General features: G+C 50.8%; 18 protein-coding genes. 11 read left to right on the forward strand and 7 right to left on the reverse strand.

The window, feature by feature from the left end:
• The first annotated feature begins 59 nt into the window (after positions 1–59).
• Entirely contained in the window at positions 60–2,927 is a 2,868-nt protein-coding gene (locus HGD79_RS05170) for an autotransporter outer membrane beta-barrel domain-containing protein (RefSeq protein ID WP_168848318.1), read from the forward strand.
• A gap of 99 nt (positions 2,928–3,026) precedes the next feature.
• Here HGD79_RS05170 and dhaR read toward each other — a convergent pair whose 3' ends face one another.
• Positions 3,027–4,946: a dihydroxyacetone kinase operon transcriptional regulator DhaR gene (gene dhaR / locus HGD79_RS05175; protein ID WP_021534113.1), complete on the reverse strand. Its 1,920-nt coding sequence runs from the start codon at positions 4,944–4,946 to the stop codon at positions 3,027–3,029.
• Positions 4,947–5,173: 227 nt separating this feature from the next.
• Here dhaR and dhaK point away from each other — a divergent pair, with 227 nt between their 5' ends.
• The 4 genes from dhaK to treA all read left to right on the forward strand — a co-directional run bounded on the left by dhaK (position 5,174) and on the right by treA (position 10,333).
• The gene (gene dhaK / locus HGD79_RS05180; protein ID WP_000733724.1) at positions 5,174–6,244 is read left to right on the forward strand and encodes a dihydroxyacetone kinase subunit DhaK; all 1,071 of its coding nucleotides are present in this window, start codon (positions 5,174–5,176) and stop codon (positions 6,242–6,244) included.
• 10 nt (positions 6,245–6,254) lie between these two features.
• The gene (gene dhaL, locus HGD79_RS05185) at positions 6,255–6,887 is read left to right on the forward strand and encodes a dihydroxyacetone kinase subunit DhaL (protein WP_000059411.1); all 633 of its coding nucleotides are present in this window, start codon (positions 6,255–6,257) and stop codon (positions 6,885–6,887) included.
• Positions 6,888–6,897: 10 nt separating this feature from the next.
• Positions 6,898–8,316 carry a dihydroxyacetone kinase phosphoryl donor subunit DhaM gene (dhaM, locus tag HGD79_RS05190; RefSeq protein WP_021534114.1) on the forward strand — a complete coding sequence of 473 codons (1,419 nt, stop codon included), beginning with the start codon at positions 6,898–6,900 and terminating at the stop codon, positions 8,314–8,316.
• A 319-nt stretch (positions 8,317–8,635) separates the two neighbouring features.
• Positions 8,636–10,333, forward strand: coding sequence for an alpha,alpha-trehalase (treA, locus tag HGD79_RS05195; RefSeq protein WP_000841714.1), 1,698 nt, complete (start codon positions 8,636–8,638; stop codon positions 10,331–10,333).
• A 78-nt stretch (positions 10,334–10,411) separates the two neighbouring features.
• Here treA and ycgY read toward each other — a convergent pair whose 3' ends face one another.
• A complete protein-coding gene (ycgY, locus tag HGD79_RS05200; protein WP_000615067.1) occupies positions 10,412–10,852 on the reverse strand; it encodes a protein YcgY in 441 nt (146 codons plus the stop codon).
• A gap of 177 nt (positions 10,853–11,029) precedes the next feature.
• On the reverse strand, positions 11,030–11,284 hold the full coding sequence (locus tag HGD79_RS05205) for a GlsB/YeaQ/YmgE family stress response membrane protein (RefSeq protein WP_001386738.1): 255 nt from the start codon (positions 11,282–11,284) through the stop codon (positions 11,030–11,032).
• Positions 11,285–11,484: 200 nt separating this feature from the next.
• Here HGD79_RS05205 and HGD79_RS05210 point away from each other — a divergent pair, with 200 nt between their 5' ends.
• Positions 11,485–12,219 carry a flagellar brake protein gene (locus HGD79_RS05210; RefSeq protein WP_000020161.1) on the forward strand — a complete coding sequence of 245 codons (735 nt, stop codon included), beginning with the start codon at positions 11,485–11,487 and terminating at the stop codon, positions 12,217–12,219.
• A 1-nt stretch (position 12,220) separates the two neighbouring features.
• On the opposite strand, the gene emtA is transcribed toward HGD79_RS05210, so the two are convergent.
• Positions 12,221–12,832 (reverse strand): membrane-bound lytic murein transglycosylase EmtA, encoded by a 612-nt coding sequence (gene emtA, locus HGD79_RS05215; RefSeq protein ID WP_001295616.1) that lies wholly within the window; start codon positions 12,830–12,832, stop codon positions 12,221–12,223.
• A gap of 99 nt (positions 12,833–12,931) precedes the next feature.
• Between emtA and ldcA the strand changes: the two genes are divergently transcribed.
• Both ldcA and HGD79_RS05225 read left to right on the forward strand, forming a co-directional pair.
• The gene (gene ldcA, locus HGD79_RS05220) at positions 12,932–13,846 is read left to right on the forward strand and encodes a muramoyltetrapeptide carboxypeptidase (protein ID WP_000051548.1); all 915 of its coding nucleotides are present in this window, start codon (positions 12,932–12,934) and stop codon (positions 13,844–13,846) included.
• Positions 13,847–13,940: 94 nt separating this feature from the next.
• Positions 13,941–15,677: a potassium/proton antiporter gene (locus HGD79_RS05225; RefSeq protein ID WP_000340206.1), complete on the forward strand. Its 1,737-nt coding sequence runs from the start codon at positions 13,941–13,943 to the stop codon at positions 15,675–15,677.
• Between the two features lie 385 nt (positions 15,678–16,062).
• Here the strand turns inward: HGD79_RS05225 and dadX are convergent, their stop codons facing one another.
• Complete coding sequence (gene dadX, locus HGD79_RS05230; RefSeq protein WP_000197840.1) at positions 16,063–17,133, reverse strand: catabolic alanine racemase DadX; 1,071 nt, start codon at positions 17,131–17,133, stop codon at positions 16,063–16,065.
• 9 nt (positions 17,134–17,142) lie between these two features.
• Positions 17,143–18,441 (reverse strand): D-amino acid dehydrogenase, encoded by a 1,299-nt coding sequence (gene dadA / locus HGD79_RS05235; protein ID WP_097489126.1) that lies wholly within the window; start codon positions 18,439–18,441, stop codon positions 17,143–17,145.
• 329 nt (positions 18,442–18,770) lie between these two features.
• On the opposite strand from dadA, the gene HGD79_RS05240 reads away from it, so the two are divergent.
• Positions 18,771–20,303, forward strand: coding sequence for a SpoVR family protein (locus tag HGD79_RS05240; RefSeq protein WP_000190855.1), 1,533 nt, complete (start codon positions 18,771–18,773; stop codon positions 20,301–20,303).
• 51 nt (positions 20,304–20,354) lie between these two features.
• Here the strand turns inward: HGD79_RS05240 and fadR are convergent, their stop codons facing one another.
• Positions 20,355–21,074 carry a fatty acid metabolism transcriptional regulator FadR gene (gene fadR, locus HGD79_RS05245; protein WP_074478084.1) on the reverse strand — a complete coding sequence of 240 codons (720 nt, stop codon included), beginning with the start codon at positions 21,072–21,074 and terminating at the stop codon, positions 20,355–20,357.
• Between the two features lie 221 nt (positions 21,075–21,295).
• Between fadR and nhaB the strand changes: the two genes are divergently transcribed.
• Together nhaB and dsbB are read left to right on the forward strand one after the other, a co-directional pair.
• The gene (gene nhaB, locus HGD79_RS05250) at positions 21,296–22,837 is read left to right on the forward strand and encodes a Na(+)/H(+) antiporter NhaB (protein ID WP_152028942.1); all 1,542 of its coding nucleotides are present in this window, start codon (positions 21,296–21,298) and stop codon (positions 22,835–22,837) included.
• 145 nt (positions 22,838–22,982) lie between these two features.
• Positions 22,983–23,513, forward strand: coding sequence for a disulfide bond formation protein DsbB (gene dsbB, locus HGD79_RS05255; protein ID WP_000943459.1), 531 nt, complete (start codon positions 22,983–22,985; stop codon positions 23,511–23,513).
• Positions 23,514–23,517: the final 4 nt, after the last annotated feature.

Here is a 23,517-nt window from a genome sequence, read left to right on the forward strand (position 1 = left end):
GACTTAAACAAAATGACAAAATCCATAGACCCATAGCCTGGGTACTATATAGGAGTGGTATGGGCATCAAACAACACAATGGGAATACCAAAGCCGATCGTCTCGCTGAATTAAACATCCGTTCGCCCTCAATTCAACTGATAAAATTTGGCGCTATTGGTTTGAATGCAATTATCTTTTCCCCCCTGCTGATAGCTGCTGATACAGGAAGTCAATATGGCACCAATATTACTATTAATGATGGTGACAGAATTACAGGAGATACCGCCGATCCATCAGGAAACCTCTATGGTGTAATGACCCCAGCAGGAAACACGCCTGGCAATATCAACCTGGGTAATGATGTCACCGTCAATGTCAACGACGCCTCTGGATATGCAAAAGGAATCATTATTCAGGGCAAAAACAGCTCCCTGACAGCTAACCGACTCACAGTAGGTGTTGTTGGTCAAACCTCTGCCATCGGCATTAATTTAATTGGTGACTATACCCATGCTGACTTAGGCACAGGCAGCACCATTAAGAGTAACGATGACGGCATCATTATTGGGCATAGCTCAACACTAACAGCCACTCAATTCACCATTGAAAACTCGAACGGTATAGGCCTAACCATCAATGACTATGGCACCAGTGTCGATCTTGGAAGCGGAAGTAAAATCACGACCGATGGAAGTACAGGTGTTTATATCGGTGGTCTCAACGGCAATAACGCCAATGGTGCTGCGCGTTTTACGGCTACAGACCTGACAATCGATGTTCAGGGCTACAGCGCCATGGGGATAAACGTACAGAAAAACTCTGTTGTCGATCTCGGAACAAACAGTACCATTAAAACCAATGGCGATAATGCTCACGGCCTCTGGAGCTTTGGCCAGGTTAGCGCGAATGCACTCACTGTTGATGTAACTGGAGCCGCGGCCAATGGCGTCGAAGTTCGTGGTGGTACAACCACTATCGGTGCAGATAGCCATATTTCTTCCGCGCAGGGCGGTGGCCTCGTCACCAGTGGTTCAGACGCGATAATCAATTTTACTGGCACGGCAGCGCAACGAAACAGCATCTTTTCCGGCGGTTCTTATGGTGCCTCGGCCCAGACGGCAACGGCTGTTGTCAACATGCAAAATACCGATATTACAGTTGATCGTAATGGCAGTCTGGCGCTGGGTTTGTGGGCGCTCAGCGGCGGTAGAATAACCGGAGACAGTTTGGCTATCACCGGCGCGGCAGGAGCCAGAGGGATTTATGCCATGACCAACAGCCAGATCGACCTCACGAGCGATCTGGTCATTGATATGAGTACACCCGACCAGATGGCCATCGCAACGCAACATGACGATGGTTATGCCGCCAGCCGCATCAACGCCTCGGGTCGTATGCTTATCAACGGTAGCGTTCTTTCCAAAGGTGGGCTAATCAATCTGGATATGCACCCTGGGTCGGTTTGGACAGGTTCCTCCCTCAGCGATAATGTCAATGGCGGAAAACTGGACGTTGCAATGAATAACAGCGTCTGGAACGTAACAAGTAATTCTAATCTCGACACGCTGGCGCTGAGCCATTCAACTGTCGATTTTGCCAGCCACGGGTCAACTGCCGGCACATTTGCCACATTAAACGTAGAGAACCTGAGCGGTAACAGTACCTTTATTATGCGTGCTGATGTTGTTGGCGAGGGTAATGGCGTTAATAATAAAGGGGATTTATTGAATATCAGCGGGAGTAGTGCTGGTAATCACGTATTGGCTATCCGCAACCAGGGCAGCGAGGCCACAACGGGAAATGAAGTTCTGACAGTGGTAAAAACCACTGACGGCGCGGCCTCGTTCAGCGCGTCTTCTCAGGTTGAGTTGGGGGGATATCTGTACGATGTGCGTAAAAATGGCACTAACTGGGAGCTTTACGCTTCCGGGACAGTTCCGGAACCGACTCCTAATCCTGAACCCACACCAGCTCCCGCTCAGCCTCCCATAGTCAACCCCGATCCTACGCCTGAACCCGCTCCCACGCCTAAACCCACCACGACCGCAGATGCTGGCGGCAATTATCTCAATGTCGGTTACTTATTGAACTATGTTGAAAACCGTACGCTGATGCAACGGATGGGTGACCTGCGAAATCAGAGTAAAGACGGTAATATCTGGTTGCGCAGTCATGGGGGAAGCCTGGACTCCTTTGCCAGTGGCAAACTGAGCGGCTTTGACATGGGTTACAGCGGTATCCAGTTTGGTGGGGATAAACGTCTCTCTGATGTAATGCCGTTGTATGTCGGTCTGTATATTGGCTCAACACATGCATCGCCGGACTATAGCGGAGGCGACGGTACCGCACGTTCAGACTACATGGGAATGTACGCCAGTTACATGGCACACAACGGTTTTTACAGCGATCTCGTTGTAAAAGCATCGCGCCAGAAAAATAGTTTCCACGTACTGGACAGTCAGAACAACGGCGTTAACGCCAACGGCACTGCGAATGGATTGAGCATCTCCCTGGAAGCCGGGCAGAGGTTCAACCTGACCCCTACTGGTTATGGGTTCTATATAGAGCCGCAAACCCAGCTCACATACAGCCACCAGAATGAGATGGCTATGAAGGCGAGTAATGGCCTCAATATACATCTGAATCACTACGAATCGCTGCTGGGGCGTGCCAGTATGATACTGGGATATGACATCACCGCAGGCAACAGCCAGCTGAATATGTATGTGAAGACTGGCGCTATCCGCGAGTTTTCAGGGGATACAGAATATCAGTTGAATAACTCCCGGGAGAAGTACAGTTTCAAAGGTAATGGCTGGAATAACGGCGTGGGAGTCAGTGCACAGTATAACAAACAGCACACATTCTACCTCGAAGCGGATTACACGCAGGGTAACCTCTTTGATCAGAAGCAAGTCAACGGAGGATATCACTTCAGCTTTTAAGTACGGGGTAGACAAGCCCTTAAACGATGCTGAAAAATGTTAGCGTGCGCCGGAATGAAATATAGATCACTCTGATGTATCAGAAATCGTCTCTGTCTTTCATACCCGGCGCTTAAACTGCCCTGCATCAATGCCATGTTGCTTCATTTTCCGCCACAGCGTAGTGCGGCCGATCCCAAGTAAAGCCGACATTTCCTGAATGCGACCGCCTGTGACCTGGGCTGCGTTAATAATTGCCTCTTTTTCAACTTCCGCAAATGACAGGCTGGTGGAAAGGCGTGTGGCGCTGACATCATCTGTCGCCTGCTCGGTAAACAGATGTTCCGGCAAATCACTGACGCGAATGCGCCCATTATCACTACTCAGAGCAAGATTCTCGATGACGCTGTAAAGTTCAAAATCGTTGCCAGGCCATGCACAAGAAACCAGGCGAGCGAGGGCATCGTCATCAATTTTCAGCCGCGTAGAGAAGCGTTTTTCAAGACTGCGTAATTTGTTATTCACCAACGCCGGAATGCTGCCACGCCGCATACGCAGAGGCGGGATGGTAATTTCAAATGCATGCAGCGCGTAATACAGCTGGCGACTAAAACGATTTTGTTCCACCAGCATTGCGAGGTCCGCGGTGGTTGTAGCAATCACTTTGACATCAATTGGTATTAAACGCCGCGCATCCAGTCGCGTGATAACACCCTGCTTGATAACCTGAAGCAAAGCAGACTGTAACTCCACCGCCAGATATTCAATCTTTTCAAGAAACAGCGTGCCACCGTGCGCCAGTTCCAGCCGACTCAGACGGCCATTTTCATTGTCCGTGCGATCGCCGCCAATAAATTCTTCCGCCAGCGCCGCATCACCATATAACTCACAATTGACGGCGATATAAGGACCTGCAGCACGCTCGCTTTCATTATGAATTGCCTGACTTAGCAGTGCCTTGCCCACGCCCTCTTCTCCACAAAGCAGGACAGGAAAGCTACTGCGCGCCGCCTGGCGACCAAAATGAATCAAGCGGCGGGTTTGCGGATCGTCCTGTGGCATATGAGCGAAGGTATGGCTGACTTTTCCTAATTGACTGGTCATTAACTGCCGCATCTGTTCCACAGGATGGAGCAACAAAATAAAGCTGGTTCCCTGCGTTTCTATTATCGGTTTAAGGGTTATCACCGCATCAATAAACTGGTGCTGACTTTCAAAGGTTGCTTCTACGTGTTTGAGCGGATGTGCCTGTTTTATTGCTTGTTGCAATACGGCGGGTAACGTTAAGAGTTCAGTGATTGCCCGTCCCTGACTTGCCGTCGCGTCAAGGCGCAAGACCCGCGCCGCCTGGGCATTAATAAATTGCAAATTACCCTGCTCGTCCCAGCTAATCACGCCATCATCCATACTTTCTAACAGGGCATTAAGTTGATTTAAATGACGGTTAGTTTCAGCGAGCAAACTGTCCGTCAGCAGTAAATTACCGACCTCGCGGGCGATTGCCAACGTCAACGGCAAATCAGCTGCGGTAGTTTGCTCAACCGGACACGCCAGCGCTATTGTTCCCGTCAATCGGCCCTTGCTGTCAAACAACGGCGTTGCACAAAAGGCCCAGTTCCAGAGTGCCTGTTTGAAATGTTGATCGGCCATCGTTTTCACGGCCTGACCAGAGATAGCCGCTAACGATAGCGCACAAGTACCAATAATTCCCTCGGCGCAATACGTGCCGTCATTGAATCCCTGTGCACTTAGCTGCTGCAAGGTTTGCGGATCGCCATTACGGCTGAGAATGCAGGCGGTTTCATCGAGGATAAACAGCGCACACTCTCGCGGTGCCATATATTCCCAGGCATCTTCCAGCGCTGCCTGCCCGAGCGTCAGCATCGCTTTCTTACGCCGATAAATAGAAGCAAATGTCACGCCCTGGGCCTGATGTGGTACGTTCCATGTCTCCCGTTTCATCAGCTTATTGCATCGCTCCCAGGAGGTTGCAATTAAGGGAGATATGCCCCGACCATCGTTGTTAAAAGCGCCACTCATATCCCGCATCCCTTATGACAAAAGGTGTTCCGGCTCGCAATTTTAAGTATTAATACACGTAAAAGTTTCAATATGGAACATTCATTAAAGCATATGTTTCACTATGAAACATAATTTGGGCTAATTTTCTTTTCCCTTGCCTGATGCACAATGGATTCATCGGCAGTCAGTGGTCGCCGTGTCGTTGAACATCATCCATGCCCTACCGTAATTGCTGGAGCAAAATAATGAAAAAATTGATCAATGATGTGCAAGACGTACTGGACGAACAACTGGCAGGACTGGCGAAAGCGCATCCATCGCTGACACTGCATCAGGATCCGGTGTATGTCACCCGAGCTGATGCCCCTGTTGCAGGAAAAGTCGCCCTGCTGTCGGGTGGCGGCAGCGGACACGAGCCGATGCACTGTGGTTATATCGGTCAGGGGATGCTTTCGGGGGCCTGTCCGGGCGAAATTTTCACCTCACCGACGCCCGATAAAATCTTTGAATGCTCCATGCAAATTGATGGCGGCGAAGGTGTACTGTTGATTATCAAAAATTACACCGGCGATATTCTTAACTTTGAAACAGCGACCGAGTTACTGCACGATAGCGGCGTAAAAGTGACCACTGTGGTCATTGATGACGACGTTGCGGTAAAAGACAGTCTTTATACCGCCGGGCGACGCGGCGTTGCCAACACCGTATTAATTGAAAAACTCGTAGGCGCAGCGGCGGAGCGTGGCGACTCACTGGACGCCTGTGCGGAACTGGGGCGTAAGTTGAATAATCAAGGCCACTCAATAGGTATCGCTCTCGGTGCCTGTACCGTTCCTGCCGCGGGCAAACCTTCTTTTACCCTGGCGGATAATGAGATGGAGTTTGGCGTCGGCATTCATGGTGAGCCGGGTATTGACCGCCGCCCCTTCTCTTCCCTTGATCAAACCGTCGATGAAATGTTCGACACCCTGCTGGTAAATGGCTCATACCATCGCACTTTGCGTTTCTGGGATTATCAACAAGGCAGTTGGCAGGAAGAACAACAAACCAAACAACCGCTCCAGTCTGGCGATCGGGTGATTGCGCTGGTTAACAATCTTGGCGCAACTCCGCTTTCTGAGCTGTACGGCGTCTATAACCGCCTGACCACACGTTGCCAGCAAGCGGGATTGACTATCGAACGTAATTTAATTGGCGCGTACTGCACCTCACTGGATATGACCGGTTTCTCAATCACCTTACTGAAAGTTGATGACGAAACGCTGGCACTCTGGGACGCCCCGGTCCACACCCCGGCCCTTAACTGGGGTAAATAAGGAGAAAGCAATGTCACTGAGCAGAACTCAAATTGTTAACTGGCTCACTCGTTGTGGCGATATTTTCAGCACCGAGAGCGAGTATCTTACCGGACTGGATCGCGAAATTGGCGACGCTGACCACGGGCTAAATATGAACCGAGGCTTTAGCAAAGTGGTGGAAAAACTCCCTGCTATCGCAGATAAAGATATCGGTTTCATTCTCAAGAATACCGGTATGACGCTGCTTTCCAGCGTCGGTGGTGCCAGTGGTCCGCTGTTCGGTACCTTCTTTATCCGCGCCGCACAGGCGACCCAGGCACGGCAAAGCCTGACACTGGAAGAGCTTTATCAGATGTTCCGCGATGGCGCGGACGGCGTAATCAGTCGCGGGAAAGCCGAACCTGGCGATAAAACCATGTGTGATGTGTGGGTGCCGGTGGTGGAATCGTTACGTCAGTCCAGCGAGCAAAATCTCTCTGTTCCGGTGGCGCTCGAAGCTGCCAGTAGTATCGCCGAATCCGCTGCACAAAGTACGATTACGATGCAAGCCCGCAAAGGCCGCGCCAGTTATCTCGGTGAACGCAGTATTGGTCACCAGGATCCCGGCGCGACCTCGGTGATGTTTATGATGCAAATGTTGGCGTTAGCCGCAAAAGAGTAAGGAATTGGTGATGGTAAACCTGGTCATAGTTTCACATAGCAGCCGACTGGGAGAAGGTGTCGGTGAATTAGCCCGTCAGATGTTAATGAGTGATAGTTGTAAAATCGCCATTGCCGCGGGAATTGACGATCCACAAAATCCCATTGGTACCGATGCCGTCAAAGTGATGGAGGCCATCGAATCTGTTGCTGATGCCGACCATGTGCTGGTCATGATGGATATGGGTAGCGCATTATTGAGTGCTGAAACTGCGCTGGAATTGCTGGCTCCCGAGATCGCCGCAAAAGTACGTTTGTGTGCTGCGCCGTTGGTCGAAGGTACACTGGCAGCAACGGTCAGCGCGGCCTCGGGGGCGGATATCGACAAAGTTATCTTTGACGCCATGCATGCGCTGGAAGCCAAAAGTGAACAACTGGGTTTACCGTCCTCCGACACTGAAATCTCTGACACATGTCCTCCGTACGATGAAGAAGCCCGTTCTCTGGCGGTGGTCATAAAAAACCGTAACGGCCTGCATGTACGTCCGGCCTCCCGGCTGGTTTATACCTTATCGACATTTAATGCCGATATGTTGCTGGAAAAAAACGGCAAATGCGTCACACCAGAGAGTATTAACCAGATTGCGTTACTACAAGTTCGCTATAACGATACGCTGCGCCTGATTGCGAAAGGGCCAGAAGCTGAAGAGGCACTGATCGCTTTCCGTCAGCTGGCTGAAGATAACTTTGGTGAAACGGAGGAAGTCGCTCCACCTACTCTGCGTCCCGTTCCGCCTGTTTCGGGTAAAGCCTTTTATTATCAACCAGTTTTATGTACGGTACAGGCAAAATCAACCCTGACCGTGGAAGAAGAACAAGATCGATTACGCCAGGCTATTGACTTCACGTTATTAGATCTGATGACGTTAACAGCGAAAGCAGAAGCCAGCGGGCTTGACGATATTGCCGCAATCTTTTCTGGTCACCATACACTGTTAGATGATCCGGAACTGCTGGCGGCGGCAAGCGAACTCCTTCAGCATGAACATTGCACGGCAGAATATGCCTGGCAGCAAGTTCTTAAAGAACTTAGCCAGCAATACCAGCAACTGGATGATGAATATCTACAAGCTCGCTATATTGATGTGGACGATCTTCTGCATCGCACCCTGGTCCACCTGACCCAAACGAAAGAAGAACTCCCGCAGTTTAACTCGCCAACTATTCTACTGGCGGAGAACATTTATCCTTCCACAGTACTGCAACTGGATCCGGCGGTTGTAAAAGGTATCTGCCTTAGCGCCGGAAGTCCGGTATCCCACAGCGCCCTAATCGCCCGTGAACTGGGGATTGGCTGGATTTGCCAGCAGGGTGAGAAACTGTATGCGATACAACCAGAAGAAACGCTAACGCTGGACGTTAAAACGCAACGTTTCAACCGTCAGGGTTAAGCCACCGTTCGGATGGCATCGTTCTGATGTCATCCGGCAATTTACCCAGCACTGATGTTTTTTAACTACCTGTTATATTTTTTACCAATTTATGATGATTTTTCTTCGCTAATCGCGAACCAAATGTCGCTGGCTGGCTAATAAACAGACGTTATTTGATCACTCTATTTCGCCGTTATTTATCCCTTTAATTCCCTTTTCTAAAATGCCTGACAGTTCGCAGAATGAGATTTCGATCATGCAGCTAGTGCGATCCTGAACTAAGGTTTTCTGATACTTGAATACCGTTTTATTCGGTTTCGCCAAAGGAGAATGATTGATGAAATCCCCCGCACCTTCTCGCCCGCAAAAAATGGCGTTAATTCCAGCCTGTATCTTTTTGTGTTTCGCTGCGCTATCGGTGCAGGCAGAAGAAACACCGGTAACACCACAGCCGCCTGATATTTTATTAGGGCCGCTGTTTAATGATGTGCAAAACGCCAAACTTTTTCCGGACCAAAAAACCTTTGCCGATGCCGTGCCGAACAGCGATCCGCTGATGATCCTTGCTGATTATCGGATGCAGCAAAACCAGAGCGGATTTGATCTGCGCCATTTCGTTAACGTCAATTTCACCCTGCCGAAAGAAGGCGAGAAATATGTTCCGCCAGAGGGGCAGTCACTGCGCGAACATATTGACGGACTTTGGCCGGTATTAACGCGTTCTACCGAAAACACCGAAAAATGGGATTCTCTGTTACCGCTGCCGGAACCTTATGTCGTGCCGGGCGGACGTTTTCGCGAGGTATATTACTGGGACAGTTACTTCACCATGTTAGGACTTGCCGAAAGCGGTCACTGGGATAAAGTCGCGGATATGGTGGCCAATTTTGCTCATGAAATAGACACTTACGGTCATATTCCCAACGGCAACCGCAGTTACTATTTAAGCCGCTCGCAACCGCCCTTCTTTGCCCTGATGGTAGAGTTACTGGCGCAGCATGAAGGCGATGCCGCGTTGAAGCAATACCTGCCGCAAATGCAAAAAGAATATGCTTACTGGATGGACGGTGTTGAAAACCTGCAAGCCGGACAACAGGAAAAACGCGTTGTCAAACTTCAGGATGGTACCCTTCTCAACCGCTACTGGGACGATCGCGATACGCCACGACCAGAGTCATGGGTGGAAGATATTGCCACCGCCAAAAGCAATCCGAATCGACCTGCCACTGAAATTTACCGCGACCTGCGCTCTGCCGCTGCGTCTGGCTGGGATTTCAGCTCGCGCTGGATGGACAACCCGCAGCAGTTAAATACCTTACGCACCACCAGCATCGTACCGGTCGATCTGAACAGCCTGATGTTTAAAATGGAAAAAATCCTCGCCCGCGCCAGCAAAGCTGCCGGAGATAACGCGATGGCAAACCAGTACGAAACGCTGGCAAATGCCCGTCAAAAAGGGATCGAAAAATACCTGTGGAACGATCAACAAGGCTGGTATGCCGATTACGACCTGAAAAGTCATAAAGTGCGCAATCAGTTAACCGCGGCCGCCCTGTTCCCGCTGTACGTCAATGCGGCAGCGAAAGATCGCGCCAACAAAATGGCGACGGCGACGAAAACACATCTGCTGCAACCCGGCGGCCTGAACACCACGTCGGTGAAAAGTGGGCAACAATGGGATGCGCCAAATGGCTGGGCACCGTTACAGTGGGTCGCGACAGAAGGATTACAAAACTACGGGCAAAAAGAGGTGGCGATGGACATTAGCTGGCACTTCCTGACCAATGTTCAGCACACCTATGACCGGGAGAAAAAGCTGGTGGAAAAATATGATGTCAGCACCACCGGAACGGGGGGCGGCGGTGGCGAATATCCATTACAGGATGGCTTTGGCTGGACCAATGGCGTGACGCTGAAAATGCTGGATTTGATCTGCCCGAAAGAGCAACCGTGTGACAATGTTCCGGCGACGCGTCCGACCGTTAAGTCAGCAACGACGCAACCCTCAACCAAAGAGGCACAACCCACACCTTAACCAGCGCTTACTCCGACAACGTCATTCGGCTTCTCCGGATGGCGTTGTCGGCAGATAACACCATAGCTATGGTTTTTTCTACACAGACGGTTTTTCAAGTCCTGGCGGGAAGTATTGCGCAAATGTTTGCCATACGTGGTTGCCGAAGATAGCGTCATTTCTACGGGTAAGTGTTTCACTTTCATCACCCGGCGATTTACGCCGACGTTGGCTATATAAAGCATCAATTGCTACCTGAATATTGTTACGGTGTTCACTCATCAACGTTTTTTTGCTTTCTGGAGTTAAATTAATAATCACATAATCCAGACACTCCAGAGAATTTAGCAACCAAAAAAAGAATTCAGACCATTCCTCTTCGCGTAACTGAAGCATTGCCGAACGGGTATTTTGGCTTAATCTGCCAGAAGGATTGATCAATTCTAAATGTTCAATAAGCGCAGCCAAAACCGCCTCACTATCCGCCCCATTTTTAACGCCTGACTGGCTACTGTCTAAAATATTTATTTTCTGAATCACACCAAAAACAACGAAACAATAATTAAAAAAGGATTCTGTTGTTGTTACCGGGAACCGACTTTATCGGATATCGAAGTGCTATATTGATTTTTTTCACCCGTAAAGCAGGTGTCGAGTATACGTTCTGATGTGAAAGCGGATAGCGGCATCTGTATCGCTATCCGCCTTATGAAAATCTTATTCTCTTCGCAGGAGGCGGAATATGCCCAGAACGAGAATAGCTCCCACCACCGCCACCAGGAAGCTGTGCAGATTAAAACCACTGATGGAGCCGCCAATGCCAAACATGGTCGCCAGCCAGCCGCCGACCACCGCACCGACTATCCCGAGAATACAGGTCAGGAAAAATCCACCACCATCACGCCTCGGCATGATTAGCTTGGCGATAATGCCGGCTATCAGGCCAAAAATAATCCAGGCAATAATTCCCATGTTCAGGCCCTCGTTTCGATGAATCGGACGCAAGAAATGCTTACATCAACGCTCTAAGTATAGGCAAGGGCGGGATCGATGCTGGGCGTATGTCGGCTGATTTAAGAACAACATGTAAAAAATATTCACGCATTTGTATTAAGTTTTGTTAACTGTGACCGATAAACCAAAGACAGTTTGTCAGTCAGGAGTTTTTCCGCGTGAGTCATTACCATGAGCAGTTCCTGAAACAAAATCCGTTAGCCGTCCTGGGCGTGTTACGCGATTTGCACAAAGCCGCAATTCCTTTGCGTCTCAGTTGGAATGGCGGGCAGCTGATCAGCAAAATACTGGCAATAACCCCGGATAAACTGGTGCTGGATTTCGGCAGTCAAGCCGAAGACAACATCGCCGTGCTAAAGGCACAGCACATTACCATTACCGCCGAAACTCAGGGTGCGAAAGTCGAGTTTACTGTTGAACAACTACAGCAGAGTGAATACTTGCAGCTTCCGGCATTTATCACCGTACCGCCTCCCACCTTATGGTTTGTACAACGACGCCGATATTTCCGCATCTCCGCCCCACTCCATCCGCCTTATTTTTGCCAGACCAAACTGGCGGATAACAGTACGTTACGTTTCCGCCTGTATGATTTGTCGTTAGGCGGCATGGGCGCATTACTGGAAACAGCAAAGCCTGCCGAATTACAAGAAGGCATGCGCTTCGCTCAGATTGAAGTCAACATGGGGCAATGGGGTGTTTTTCACTTTGACGCCCAGTTAATCTCCATCAGCGAGCGCAAAGTGATTGATGGCAAGAATGAAACCATCACCACTCCCCGTCTGAGCTTCCGTTTTCTTAACGTCAGCCCGACGGTGGAGCGGCAATTACAGCGGATTATTTTCTCTCTCGAGCGAGAAGCCCGGGAAAAAGCGGACAAAGTGCGCGACTGATTTACATCGCGTCCAGTGCCTGCTCAAGTTTGTAGATATAGCGCGGAGCCTGCGGCGCAGGATGATTTCGCGCTACGTGATCGAGGAACTCGTCAGCATCCAAATCGTTGATTTTGCTGATCGCCTTTTTCCGATCTGACGAGAAAGTCCGTAGCAGCGCACCTGCCCCGTTAGCGTATGACACCACCAGCGCATATTGCAGTACCTTCGGATCTTCAATGCCTGCCAGCGGGCCGGTTTCCAGAATATTCAGGTAAGCCGCCCCCATTGAAATATTACGCTCTGGATTTTTCAGCTCGCTGGTCGTCGGCTCACCACTCCAGCCCATACGGCGATAAACATCACGTCCGGAGGTTGAAGCTTTTAACTGCATCAAACCAATGGCATTCGATTTACTCACCGCGTTCGGATTACCACCCGATTCGATAGCGATAATCGCCGTGATCAATTGTGGATCGACGCCCCAGGCTGCACCGGCTTTCTGGCTTATTGGCATCCACTGCATCGCACGTTGCACCGGAACTTTCGCGTTCCACGGCGGGTTCGTATAGTCATGCTTTGATGAACAACCCGCTAATAACACAATCAAAAAGGCAAACCATCTCAATTTCACTTCTTCTATCCTTATAGCCTGGAATCGCCGTTGAGGTGACAACGGCACACCTAAGCGGCATGATATACATTTCGTTTCTGTTGTCAGCAAGGAATTGCCATGTCTCTGTTTCACTTAATTGCCCCATCGGGTTACTGCATTAAACAGCACGCCGCGCTGCGTGGTATCCATCGCCTTACCGACGAGGGGCATCAGGTCAATAACGTCGAGGTTATTGCCCGTCGTTGTGAGCGTTTTGCGGGTACGGAAACGGAGCGCCTGGAAGATCTCAATTCCCTTGCCAGACTGACTACCCCCAACACCATCGTGCTGGCTGTACGCGGCGGTTACGGTGCCAGTCGTTTACTGGCAGATATTGACTGGCAGGCACTGGTGGCTCGCCAACAACATGACCCGTTACTCATTTGCGGACATAGCGATTTTACCGCCATTCAGTGCGGTCTTCTGGCGCAAGGCAATGTCATCACCTTTAGCGGCCCCATGCTGGTAGCAAACTTTGGTGCGGATGAACTGAACGCCTTTACCGAGCACCATTTCTGGCTGGCGTTACGCAATAAAACCTTCACCATTGAATGGCAAGGGGAAGGCCCGACATGTCAGACCGAAGGCACGTTGTGGGGAGGCAATCTTGCGATGCTGATTTCACTGATTGGTACACCGTGGATGCCAAAAATTGAGAACGGTATCCTGGTACTGGAAGATATTAACGAGCACCCTTTCCGCGTCGAACGTATGCTGTTGCAGCTCTATCATGCGGGAATTTTGCCACGTCAGAAGGCGATTATTCTCGGTAGCTTTAGCGGCAGCACGCCCAATGATTATGACGCAGGTTACAACCTGGAGTCAGTGTACGCGTTTTTGCGTTCCCGCCTGTCGATTCCACTCATTACCGGCCTCGATTTTGGTCATGAACAACGCACGGTTACGCTGCCGTTGGGCGCACATGCCATTCTGAATAACACCCGGGAAGGCACTCAGTTGACGATTAGCGGTCATCCTGTTCTTAAAATGTAAAAAAATCACGCTTCAGGGCTAAGTAAAACGCTGTCTCTGCCGCTAATATGGTAGGGTTTATATAAGAGACAGCGTAATCAGGAGTAACCGACCGTTGGATGCCACAACAATAATTAGCCTTTTCATCTTAGGATCCATCCTTGTCACCAGCAGTATATTACTTAGTTCATTTTCTTCCCGTCTTGGCATTCCTATTCTGGTTATTTTTCTGGCGATCGGCATGCTGGCAGGAGTCGATGGCGTCGGCGGTATCCCGTTTGATAATTACCCCTTCGCCTACATGGTAAGTAACCTGGCACTGGCGATTATTTTGCTCGACGGCGGGATGCGCACTCAGGCCAGTTCCTTTCGTGTGGCGTTAGGACCGGCACTGTCGCTGGCGACGCTGGGCGTGCTTATCACCTCTGGTTTAACCGGCATGATGGCGGCGTGGCTGTTTAATCTTGATTTGATTGAAGGCTTATTAATCGGCGCTATCGTCGGCTCTACCGATGCTGCAGCGGTCTTTTCTCTGCTGGGTGGTAAGGGGCTTAACGAACGTGTTGGCTCGACGCTGGAAATTGAATCCGGCAGTAATGATCCAATGGCGGTCTTTCTGACGATTACCCTGATTGCGATGATCCAGCAACATGAAAGCAGTGTCAGTTGGATGTTCGTGGTCGATATTCTGCAGCAATTTGGCCTCGGGATTGTCATCGGACTTGGCGGTGGTTATTTACTGCTGCAAATGATTAATCGCATCGCCCTGCCTGCCGGATTATATCCATTGCTGGCATTAAGCGGCGGTATTTTAATTTTTGCTTTAACCACGGCGCTGGAAGGCAGCGGTATTCTGGCTGTTTATCTGTGCGGTTTTCTGCTGGGTAATCGGCCGATTCGCAACCGCTACGGCATCCTGCAAAATTTCGACGGCCTCGCCTGGCTGGCGCAAATCGCCATGTTCCTGGTGCTGGGGCTATTGGTTAACCCAAGCGATCTGCTGCCTATTGCCATTCCGGCGCTCATTTTGTCGGCATGGATGATATTCTTCGCCCGTCCCCTTTCGGTATTTGCTGGATTGCTCCCCTTCCGCGGTTTCAATCTGCGTGAGCGCGTGTTTATCAGCTGGGTAGGATTACGCGGCGCGGTGCCAATCATCCTGGCCGTGTTCCCGATGATGGCGGGGCTGGAGAATGCACGTCTGTTCTTTAATGTCGCCTTCTTTGTGGTTCTGGTTTCACTGCTCTTGCAGGGAACATCACTCTCGTGGGCGGCTAAAAAAGCCAAAGTGGTGGTTCCGCCAGTGGGACGTCCGGTGTCACGCGTTGGCCTGGATATTCATCCGGAAAATCCGTGGGAGCAGTTTGTTTATCAATTGAGTGCCGATAAATGGTGCGTGGGCGCGGCACTGCGCGATTTGCATATGCCAAAAGAGACGCGTATTGCGGCACTGTTTCGTGATAACCAGTTGCTTCATCCTACCGGCAGCACCCGACTGCGCGAAGGCGATGTGTTGTGTGTAATTGGTCGGGAACGCGATCTTCCGGCGCTCGGTAAACTGTTCAGCCAGTCGCCGCCGGTCGCGCTGGATCAACGCTTCTTTGGTGACTTCATTCTCGAAGCCAGCGCCAAATATGCTGATGTTGCGCTGATATATGGCCTGGAAGACGGGCGAGAATATCGTGATAAGCAGCAAACGCTGGGTGAAATTGTCCAGCAGTTGTTAGGCGCGGCACCGGTTGTCGGTGACCAGGTAGAGTTTGCCGGGATGATCTGGACGGTGGCCGAGAAAGAAGATAATGAAGTGTTGAAGATTGGCGTACGGGTGGCTGAAGAGGAAGCTGAATCTTAAATTTAATGAAGCATCTATCGCCGGTTGCGATGCTTTGCTAAACGCAGCCTGAGCCTGCAATTGTTTGTCGTCCATAATTTAACCTTCATTTGATGTTGAATTGAACATATCAAAATCAGGCAATTACACAAATCTATGTACAGGCTCCATCAAGGGTAAAGCGTGATTTATCTGAAGTCGAGTTCGAGTCAACAATGAAGCGTAAGCGTTTTATGTAGAACGCCTGTGCGGTGAGTTCAGGTTCCGGGGAAATAGTGTCCATTCTTTTAATGGACACTATCATGGGCAATGGCTCTGTCACATTAACAACTACAGTTGCTGACCAGCCGGATGGATGATTTTTTCGCAACCAGAAGACGCTGTCTCCGATCCGGCTTACAACAAGTTACACTGTCACAACCGGGACGCGTAACGCCAGCGCGCACATCAACTCATAGCCCACCGTTCCGGCAGCGGCGGCGACATCATCAATTTTGATCTCCTTGCCCCACAGCTCAACCGGCGTACCAATCCCCGCCTGCGGGCAAGGCGTTAAATCGACCGCCAGCATATCCATCGAGACGGTCCCCACCGTCATGGTGCGCACGCCGTCCACTAAAACAGGGGTACCGGTAGGCGCGTGGCGCGGATAACCGTCGGCGTACCCTGCGGCGACAATGCCGATTCGCTGTTCATCGCGCGCAGTATAGCGACCGCCGTAGCCCACACGCTCACCCGCTTTTAGCGTCTGGACACCAATAATCTCACTGCTTAGCGTCATCACCGGACGTAATCCGGTATTGGCGATATCACGCCACTGACCGGACGGCGAAGCGCCATACAAAATAATGCCAGGCCGAACCCAGTCAAAATGCGCTTCCGGGTGCCACAGAGTCGCCGCCGAATTGGACAACGAACGCCGACACTCCAGCCCTTCCGCCGCCTGCTCAATACGCGCCATCGCGCTGGAAATTCCATCAGGATGTTCCGCTTCGGCAAAATGCGACATCAGGGTCATCTCGCCAACATTCGCCATTGCCCGCAACTGCTGCCAGACGGTAAGCACGCGATCGGGCTGGAAGCCCAACCGATTCATCCCACTGTTCACTTTAAGATAAATATCCAACGGTGCTTTTAGCCGCGCATTTTGCAGTGCTTTGAGCTGCCAGTTGCTGTGTACGCAGGTGGTCAGGCGGTGCTGGTCATAAATCTCCAGATCCTGAGCATGGAAAAATCCTTCCAGCATAAGGATCGGCCCCTTCCAGCCGCGCTCACGTAACGTTATTGCCTCTTCCAGGTTAAGTAATGCAAAGCCATCGGTGGCCCCGAGCGCGCTCCAGATACGCTCAATACCATGCCCGTAAGCGTTCGCTTTTACCACCGACCAGACGCGCGCGTGCGGCGCGGCCTGGCGGACAATGGACAGATTCTGTTTTAATGCCTGCAGATCGAGGCTGGCCTGTATCGGACGGGTCATCTCGTTTCCTTAGCTGTGTGCGCCATGTAAATGGCCCGGACGTGATGGCGTAAATCCACGGCTGTAGCGCGCTACGCTTAGATCCTCATATGGGATCGCTGGCGTGCGACCAGAGAGCAGATCGCTTAACAACTGACCGGAACCGCAAGCCATCGTCCAGCCGAGCGTGCCGTGACCGGTATTCAGCCACAGATTTTTAAAGCGTGTACGCCCGACAACCGGCGTACCGTCTGGCGTCATCGGGCGCAAACCCGTCCAGAAAGTCGCCTGCTCGACATGACCGCCGCGTGGATAGAGATCGCGAACCACCATTTCCAGCGTTTCACGACGCGGTTGCAACAGCTCGGTGTTAAAACCAACAATTTCCGCCATTCCGCCAACACGAATGCGGTTATCGAAACGGGTAATGGCGATTTTGTAGGTTTCATCAAGAATGGTGGATACCGGCACACCATCTTCCTGCGCAATTGGAATAGTCAGCGAGTAGCCTTTCAGCGGATACACCGGAATATCAACAATGCCTTTGAGCATCGCCGTCGAGTAAGAACCAAACGCCATCACATACGCATCGGCCTTAATCACTTCATCGCCACACTTCACGCCGTAGATTTGCTCGCCGTCGCAAAGCAGTTGGTCAACGGGCGTATTAAAGCGGAATTTAACCCCCGCCTGCTCTGCCATCCGCGCCAGATTCTGGGTAAACAGCTGGCAGTCTCCGGTTTCATCATTGGGCAGTTGCAGACCACCCGTCAGTTTGTGCGCTACTTCTGCCAGCGCGGGCTCCACTTCCGCCAGGCGGCTGGATTCCAGCAGCTGATACGGTACGCCGGCATCTTCCAGCACGGCGATATCGCGGGTCGCATTTTCATACTGTTGTTCGGTACGGAACAGTTGCAGCGTCCCACCCTGACGCCCTTCATACTGAATATTGGTTTCGGCGCGCAATGCTTTCAGGCAATCACGGCTGTATTCCGCCAGACGCACCATCCGCCCTTTGTTTTCCATGTAGTGGCTGGTGTCGCAGTTACGTAACATTTGCCACATCCATTTCAACTGAAACTGCGTACCGTCGAGACGGACCGCCAGCGGCGCATGGCGCTGGAACATCCATTTGATCGCTTTTAAAGGCACACCTGGTGCCGCCCACGGTGCAGCATATCCGGGGGAGATTTGCCCGGCATTCGCGGCGCTGGTTTCCAGGGCGGCCCCCGGCTCCCGATCAATGACGGTGACCTCATGTCCTGCCTGATTTAAGTACCAGGCGCTGGCAACGCCTACCACACCACTTCCCAGTATGACAACTCGCATAGCCACTCCGATAACGGTAGATACAGTAAAAGAATAATAATCTAATTACATCTTGATAACTCAGTTGAAAATATTATTCAACATACGGCTTTTTTATGGTGAGCTGGCTCACATCTCCCTGACTCTGCGGCAATATGGCGTCTTTAGTATCTCCTGCTGAACGCCATTTTTATCCAGCATAAAATTCCGTTCAGAAGCGGATTAGTGGCACTCTGATAATAAGAAATCGCAAAGAAAAAAATTCTCCGGCGACGCGGTTTTTAACAGGTGTTCTATGCTTGAAATGAGGTGCTCCACACAGAGAGCGCCGACAACAATGAGGTGCGCGTATGGCGACGATCGATTCTATGAATAAGGACACCACACGTTTGAGCGATGGACCCGACTGGACGTTCGACCTGCTGGATGTTTATCTGGCAGAGATAGACCGGGTGGCGAAACTCTACCGGCTGGATACCTACCCGCACCAGATTGAAGTGATAACCTCAGAACAGATGATGGATGCCTACTCCAGCGTCGGCATGCCAATTAACTATCCGCACTGGTCATTCGGTAAAAAGTTTATCGAGACTGAACGGCTGTATAAGCACGGTCAGCAAGGACTGGCCTATGAAATCGTCATTAACTCTAACCCGTGTATCGCTTACCTGATGGAAGAGAACACCATTACCATGCAGGCGCTGGTGATGGCACACGCCTGCTATGGGCATAACTCTTTCTTTAAAAACAATTACTTATTCCGCAGTTGGACCGACGCCAGTTCGATTGTCGATTATCTGATTTTTGCCCGTAAATATATTACCGAGTGCGAAGAACGTTATGGCGTTGATGAAGTAGAACGGCTTCTGGACTCGTGCCACGCGCTGATGAACTACGGCGTGGACCGGTACAAACGCCCGCAAAAAATCTCGCTGCAAGAAGAGAAAGCCCGGCAGAAAAGTCGCGAAGAGTATCTACAAAGTCAGGTCAATATGCTCTGGCGTACCCTGCCGAAGCGCGAGGAAGAGAAAACGGTTGCTGAAGCGCGCCGCTATCCGTCCGAACCACAAGAAAACCTGCTCTATTTTATGGAGAAAAATGCGCCACTGCTGGAATCATGGCAGCGTGAAATCCTGCGTATTGTGCGTAAGGTGAGCCAGTATTTTTATCCGCAAAAACAGACTCAGGTGATGAACGAAGGCTGGGCGACCTTCTGGCACTATACCATCCTTAACCATCTGTATGATGAAGGGAAAGTAACGGAACGTTTTATGCTGGAGTTTTTGCACAGCCACACCAATGTGGTCTTCCAGCCCCCCTATAACAGCCCGTGGTACAGCGGCATCAACCCGTATGCCCTCGGGTTCGCCATGTTCCAGGATATTAAACGGATTTGTCAGTCGCCAACGGAAGAAGACAAATACTGGTTCCCGGATATCGCCGGTTCCGACTGGCTGGAAACGCTGCATTTCGCGATGCGTGATTTCAAAGATGAGAGTTTTATCAGCCAGTTTCTGTCACCGAAAGTGATGCGTGATTTCCGCTTCTTCACCGTGCTGGATGATGATCGGCATAATTATCTGGAGATTTCCGCTATTCATAATGAAGAAGGTTATCGGGAGATCCGTAACCGGTTATCGTCGCAATATAACTTAAGTAATCTGGAGCCGAATATTCAGATCTGGAACGTGGATTTGCGCGGCGACCGTTCGCTGACGCTGCGTTACATTCCACATAATCGCGCACCGCTGGATCGGGGGCGCAAAGAAGTGCTGAAGCATGTGCATCGCCTGTGGGGATTTGATGTGATGCTCGAACAGCAAAACGAAGATGGCAGCGTCGAGTTGCTGGAACGTTGCCCGCCAAGAATGGGAAATCTGTAAAAACAACAAAAAACCCCTCGTTTGAGGGGTTTGCTCTTTAAACGGAAGAGATTATCGCCCCTGAATGGCTAAATCACCCGGCAGATTTTTCTGCATCCGGTGCCAAATCTCGCCACTCTCATGCCCATAGCAACGCACTGTTTCGTACACCTGATCGTGCGCGCCTTCACTGCACAACGCCGACAGTTTGTGGTAGAAGCCCAGCGCCAGACTGCGCGCTTCCGGATTGGCGAAATAGTGACGACCAATACGCGTATACAGCCCTTTCATCCCGTTAAGAATCAGACCGTAAATCGGGTTGCCGGAAGCAAACGCCAGGCCGCGGAATATGTTGTAATCCAGCTCGGCAAAGGCATCGGCGTGATCGGCCACTTCATTAGCGGTAGCCAGCACTTCCTGCGCTTTATCGGGATGCTGACGAAACGCGGTGCGAATAAAAATAGTGGAAATATTGGTACGCACCGACAGCAAATTATCAATAAGCTGCGGCACACTTTCGTGATCCAGTCGCGCCAGTGTTTCAAGGATATTTAAACCAGAGGTTTCCCAGAAATTATTCACCTTCGTCGGCTTGCCATGTTGAATGGTCAACCAGCCATCTCGTGCCAGACGCTGTAACACTTCACGTAACGTAGTACGCGTTACGCCAATTAATTCTGAAAGTTCACGTTCTGCGGGCAAAATAGTCCCGGGAGGGAAGCGGTTATTCCAGATACTTTCAATAATGTACTCTTCCGCGAAACCCGCCGGGCTTTGCGCCTTAATGACCATAGTGAGATTTCCATAACACAGCAAAACAAAGTTGGACTCATCATACCAGAGGGCTAACTACGCTGATAGCAGACAAAAAGAAGAAAAAAGGGATCAAGGCTTCATTTTCCGCATCTCTTTCCCCTTGACTATCAAGACTTGCCTCACTCCTGCCTGACCGTTAAGCTTTGCGTTTAAACATAAAAACATCATTGATTATTTGTAAGGTAAGGGAAACCATCATGGAGATCTCCTGGGGCCGCGCGCTATGGCGCAATTTTTTGGGCCAGTCCCCCGACTGGTACAAACTCGCCCTCATCATTTTCTTAATCGTAAACCCGTTAATTTTCCTCATCAGCCCTTTCGTCGCGGGCTGGTTGCTGGTAGCGGAATTTATTTTCACTCTGGCGATGGCCCTGAAATGCTACCCGCTGCTCCCCGGTGGTCTGTTGGCTATCGAAGCGGTATTCATCGGCATGACCAGCGCGGAACACGTCCGTGAAGAGGTGGCGGCAAATCTTGAAGTCTTGCTGTTATTGATGTTTATGGTGGCGGGTATCTATTTTATGAAACAGCTGTTGCTGTTCATATTTACCCGTTTGCTGTTAAGCATTCGCTCCAAAATGCTGCTGTCGCTCTCTTTTTGCGTGGCGGCAGCGTTCCTCTCCGCGTTCCTCGATGCCTTAACCGTCGTGGCGGTGGTGATCAGCGTTGCTGTCGGTTTTTATGGTATTTATCACCGCGTAGCCTCTTCCCGTACCGAAGATACCGACCTGCAAGACGATAGTCATATCGACAAGCATTACAAAGTGGTTCTGGAACAGTTCCGTGGCTTTCTGCGTAGCCTGATGATGCATGCCGGTGTCGGCACTGCATTAGGCGGCGTGATGACCATGGTGGGCGAACCACAGAACCTGATCATCGCTAAAGCGGCTGGCTGGCATTTTGGCGATTTCTTCCTGCGCATGTCGCCGGTGACCGTTCCGGTTCTGATTTGTGGCCTGTTAACCTGCCTGCTGGTAGAGAAGCTGCGTTGGTTTGGCTACGGTGAAACGCTGCCGGAGAAAGTCCGCAAAGTGTTGCAACAGTTTGACGATCAAAGCCGCCACCAGCGTACCCGTCAGGATAAAATCCGTCTGATTGTCCAGGCGATTATTGGCGTCTGGCTGGTGACTGCGCTGGCGTTGCATCTGGCGGAAGTTGGCTTGATTGGTTTGTCAGTCATTATTCTGGCGACATCATTGACCGGTGTCACCGATGAACATGCTATCGGTAAAGCCTTCACCGAATCTCTGCCATTCACCGCACTGTTGACGGTGTTTTTCTCGGTAGTCGCGGTGATTATCGACCAACAACTGTTTTCGCCAATTATTCAGTTTGTGTTGCAGGCATCGGAACATGCTCAGCTGTCGCTGTTCTATATTTTCAACGGTCTGCTGTCATCCATTTCGGATAACGTCTTCGTGGGGACGATTTATATCAACGAAGCGAAAGCGGCAATGGAAAGTGGCGCTATCACGTTGAAGCAATACGAGCTGCTGGCGGTCGCCATTAATACCGGTACCAATCTGCCCTCCGTCGCTACGCCGAACGGTCAGGCTGCGTTCCTGTTCCTGCTGACCTCTGCACTCGCGCCATTGATTCGCCTCTCTTATGGCCGCATGGTGTGGATGGCCCTGCCTTACACCCTCGTACTGACACTCGTCGGCTTGCTCTGCGTCGAGTTTACGCTTGCCCCTGTAACCGAATGGTTTATGCAAATGGGCTGGATAGCAACGCTTTGATAACAACTTACCGGGCATATAAATGCCCGGTTTGCCTTTTCGCCCGATAATTGTCCAATTGCTTCCTATTTTTGCTGCCTCCTGGTGGCGCAGCGAATGAATTGGTTTAAACTGCGCACTCTATGCATATTGCAGGGAAATGATTATGTTGCGATTTTTGAACCAATGTTCACAAGGCCGGGGCGCGTGGCTGTTGATGGCGTTTACTGCTCTGGCACTGGAACTGACGGCGCTGTGGTTCCAGCATGTGATGTTACTGAAACCTTGCGTGCTCTGTATTTATGAACGTTGTGCGTTATTCGGCGTTCTGGGTGCTGCGCTGATTGGCGCGATCGCCCCGAAAACTCCGCTGCGTTATGTAGCGATGGTTATCTGGTTGTATAGTGCGTTCCGCGGTGTGCAGTTAACTTACGAGCACACCATGCTTCAGCTCTATCCTTCGCCGTTTGCCACCTGTGATTTTATGGTTCGTTTCCCGGAATGGCTGCCGCTGGATAAATGGGTGCCGCAAGTGTTTGTCGCCTCTGGCGATTGTGCCGAGCGTCAGTGGGATTTTTTAGGTCTGGAAATGCCGCAGTGGCTGCTCGGTATTTTTATCGCTTACCTGATTGTCGCGGTGCTGGTGGTGATTTCCCAGCCGTTTAAAGCGAAAAAACGTGACCTGTTCGGTCGCTAATCCC

This window comes from Escherichia sp. SCLE84, assembly GCF_012584495.1.
In the GTDB taxonomy this organism is placed as follows: domain Bacteria; phylum Pseudomonadota; class Gammaproteobacteria; order Enterobacterales; family Enterobacteriaceae; genus ECMA0423.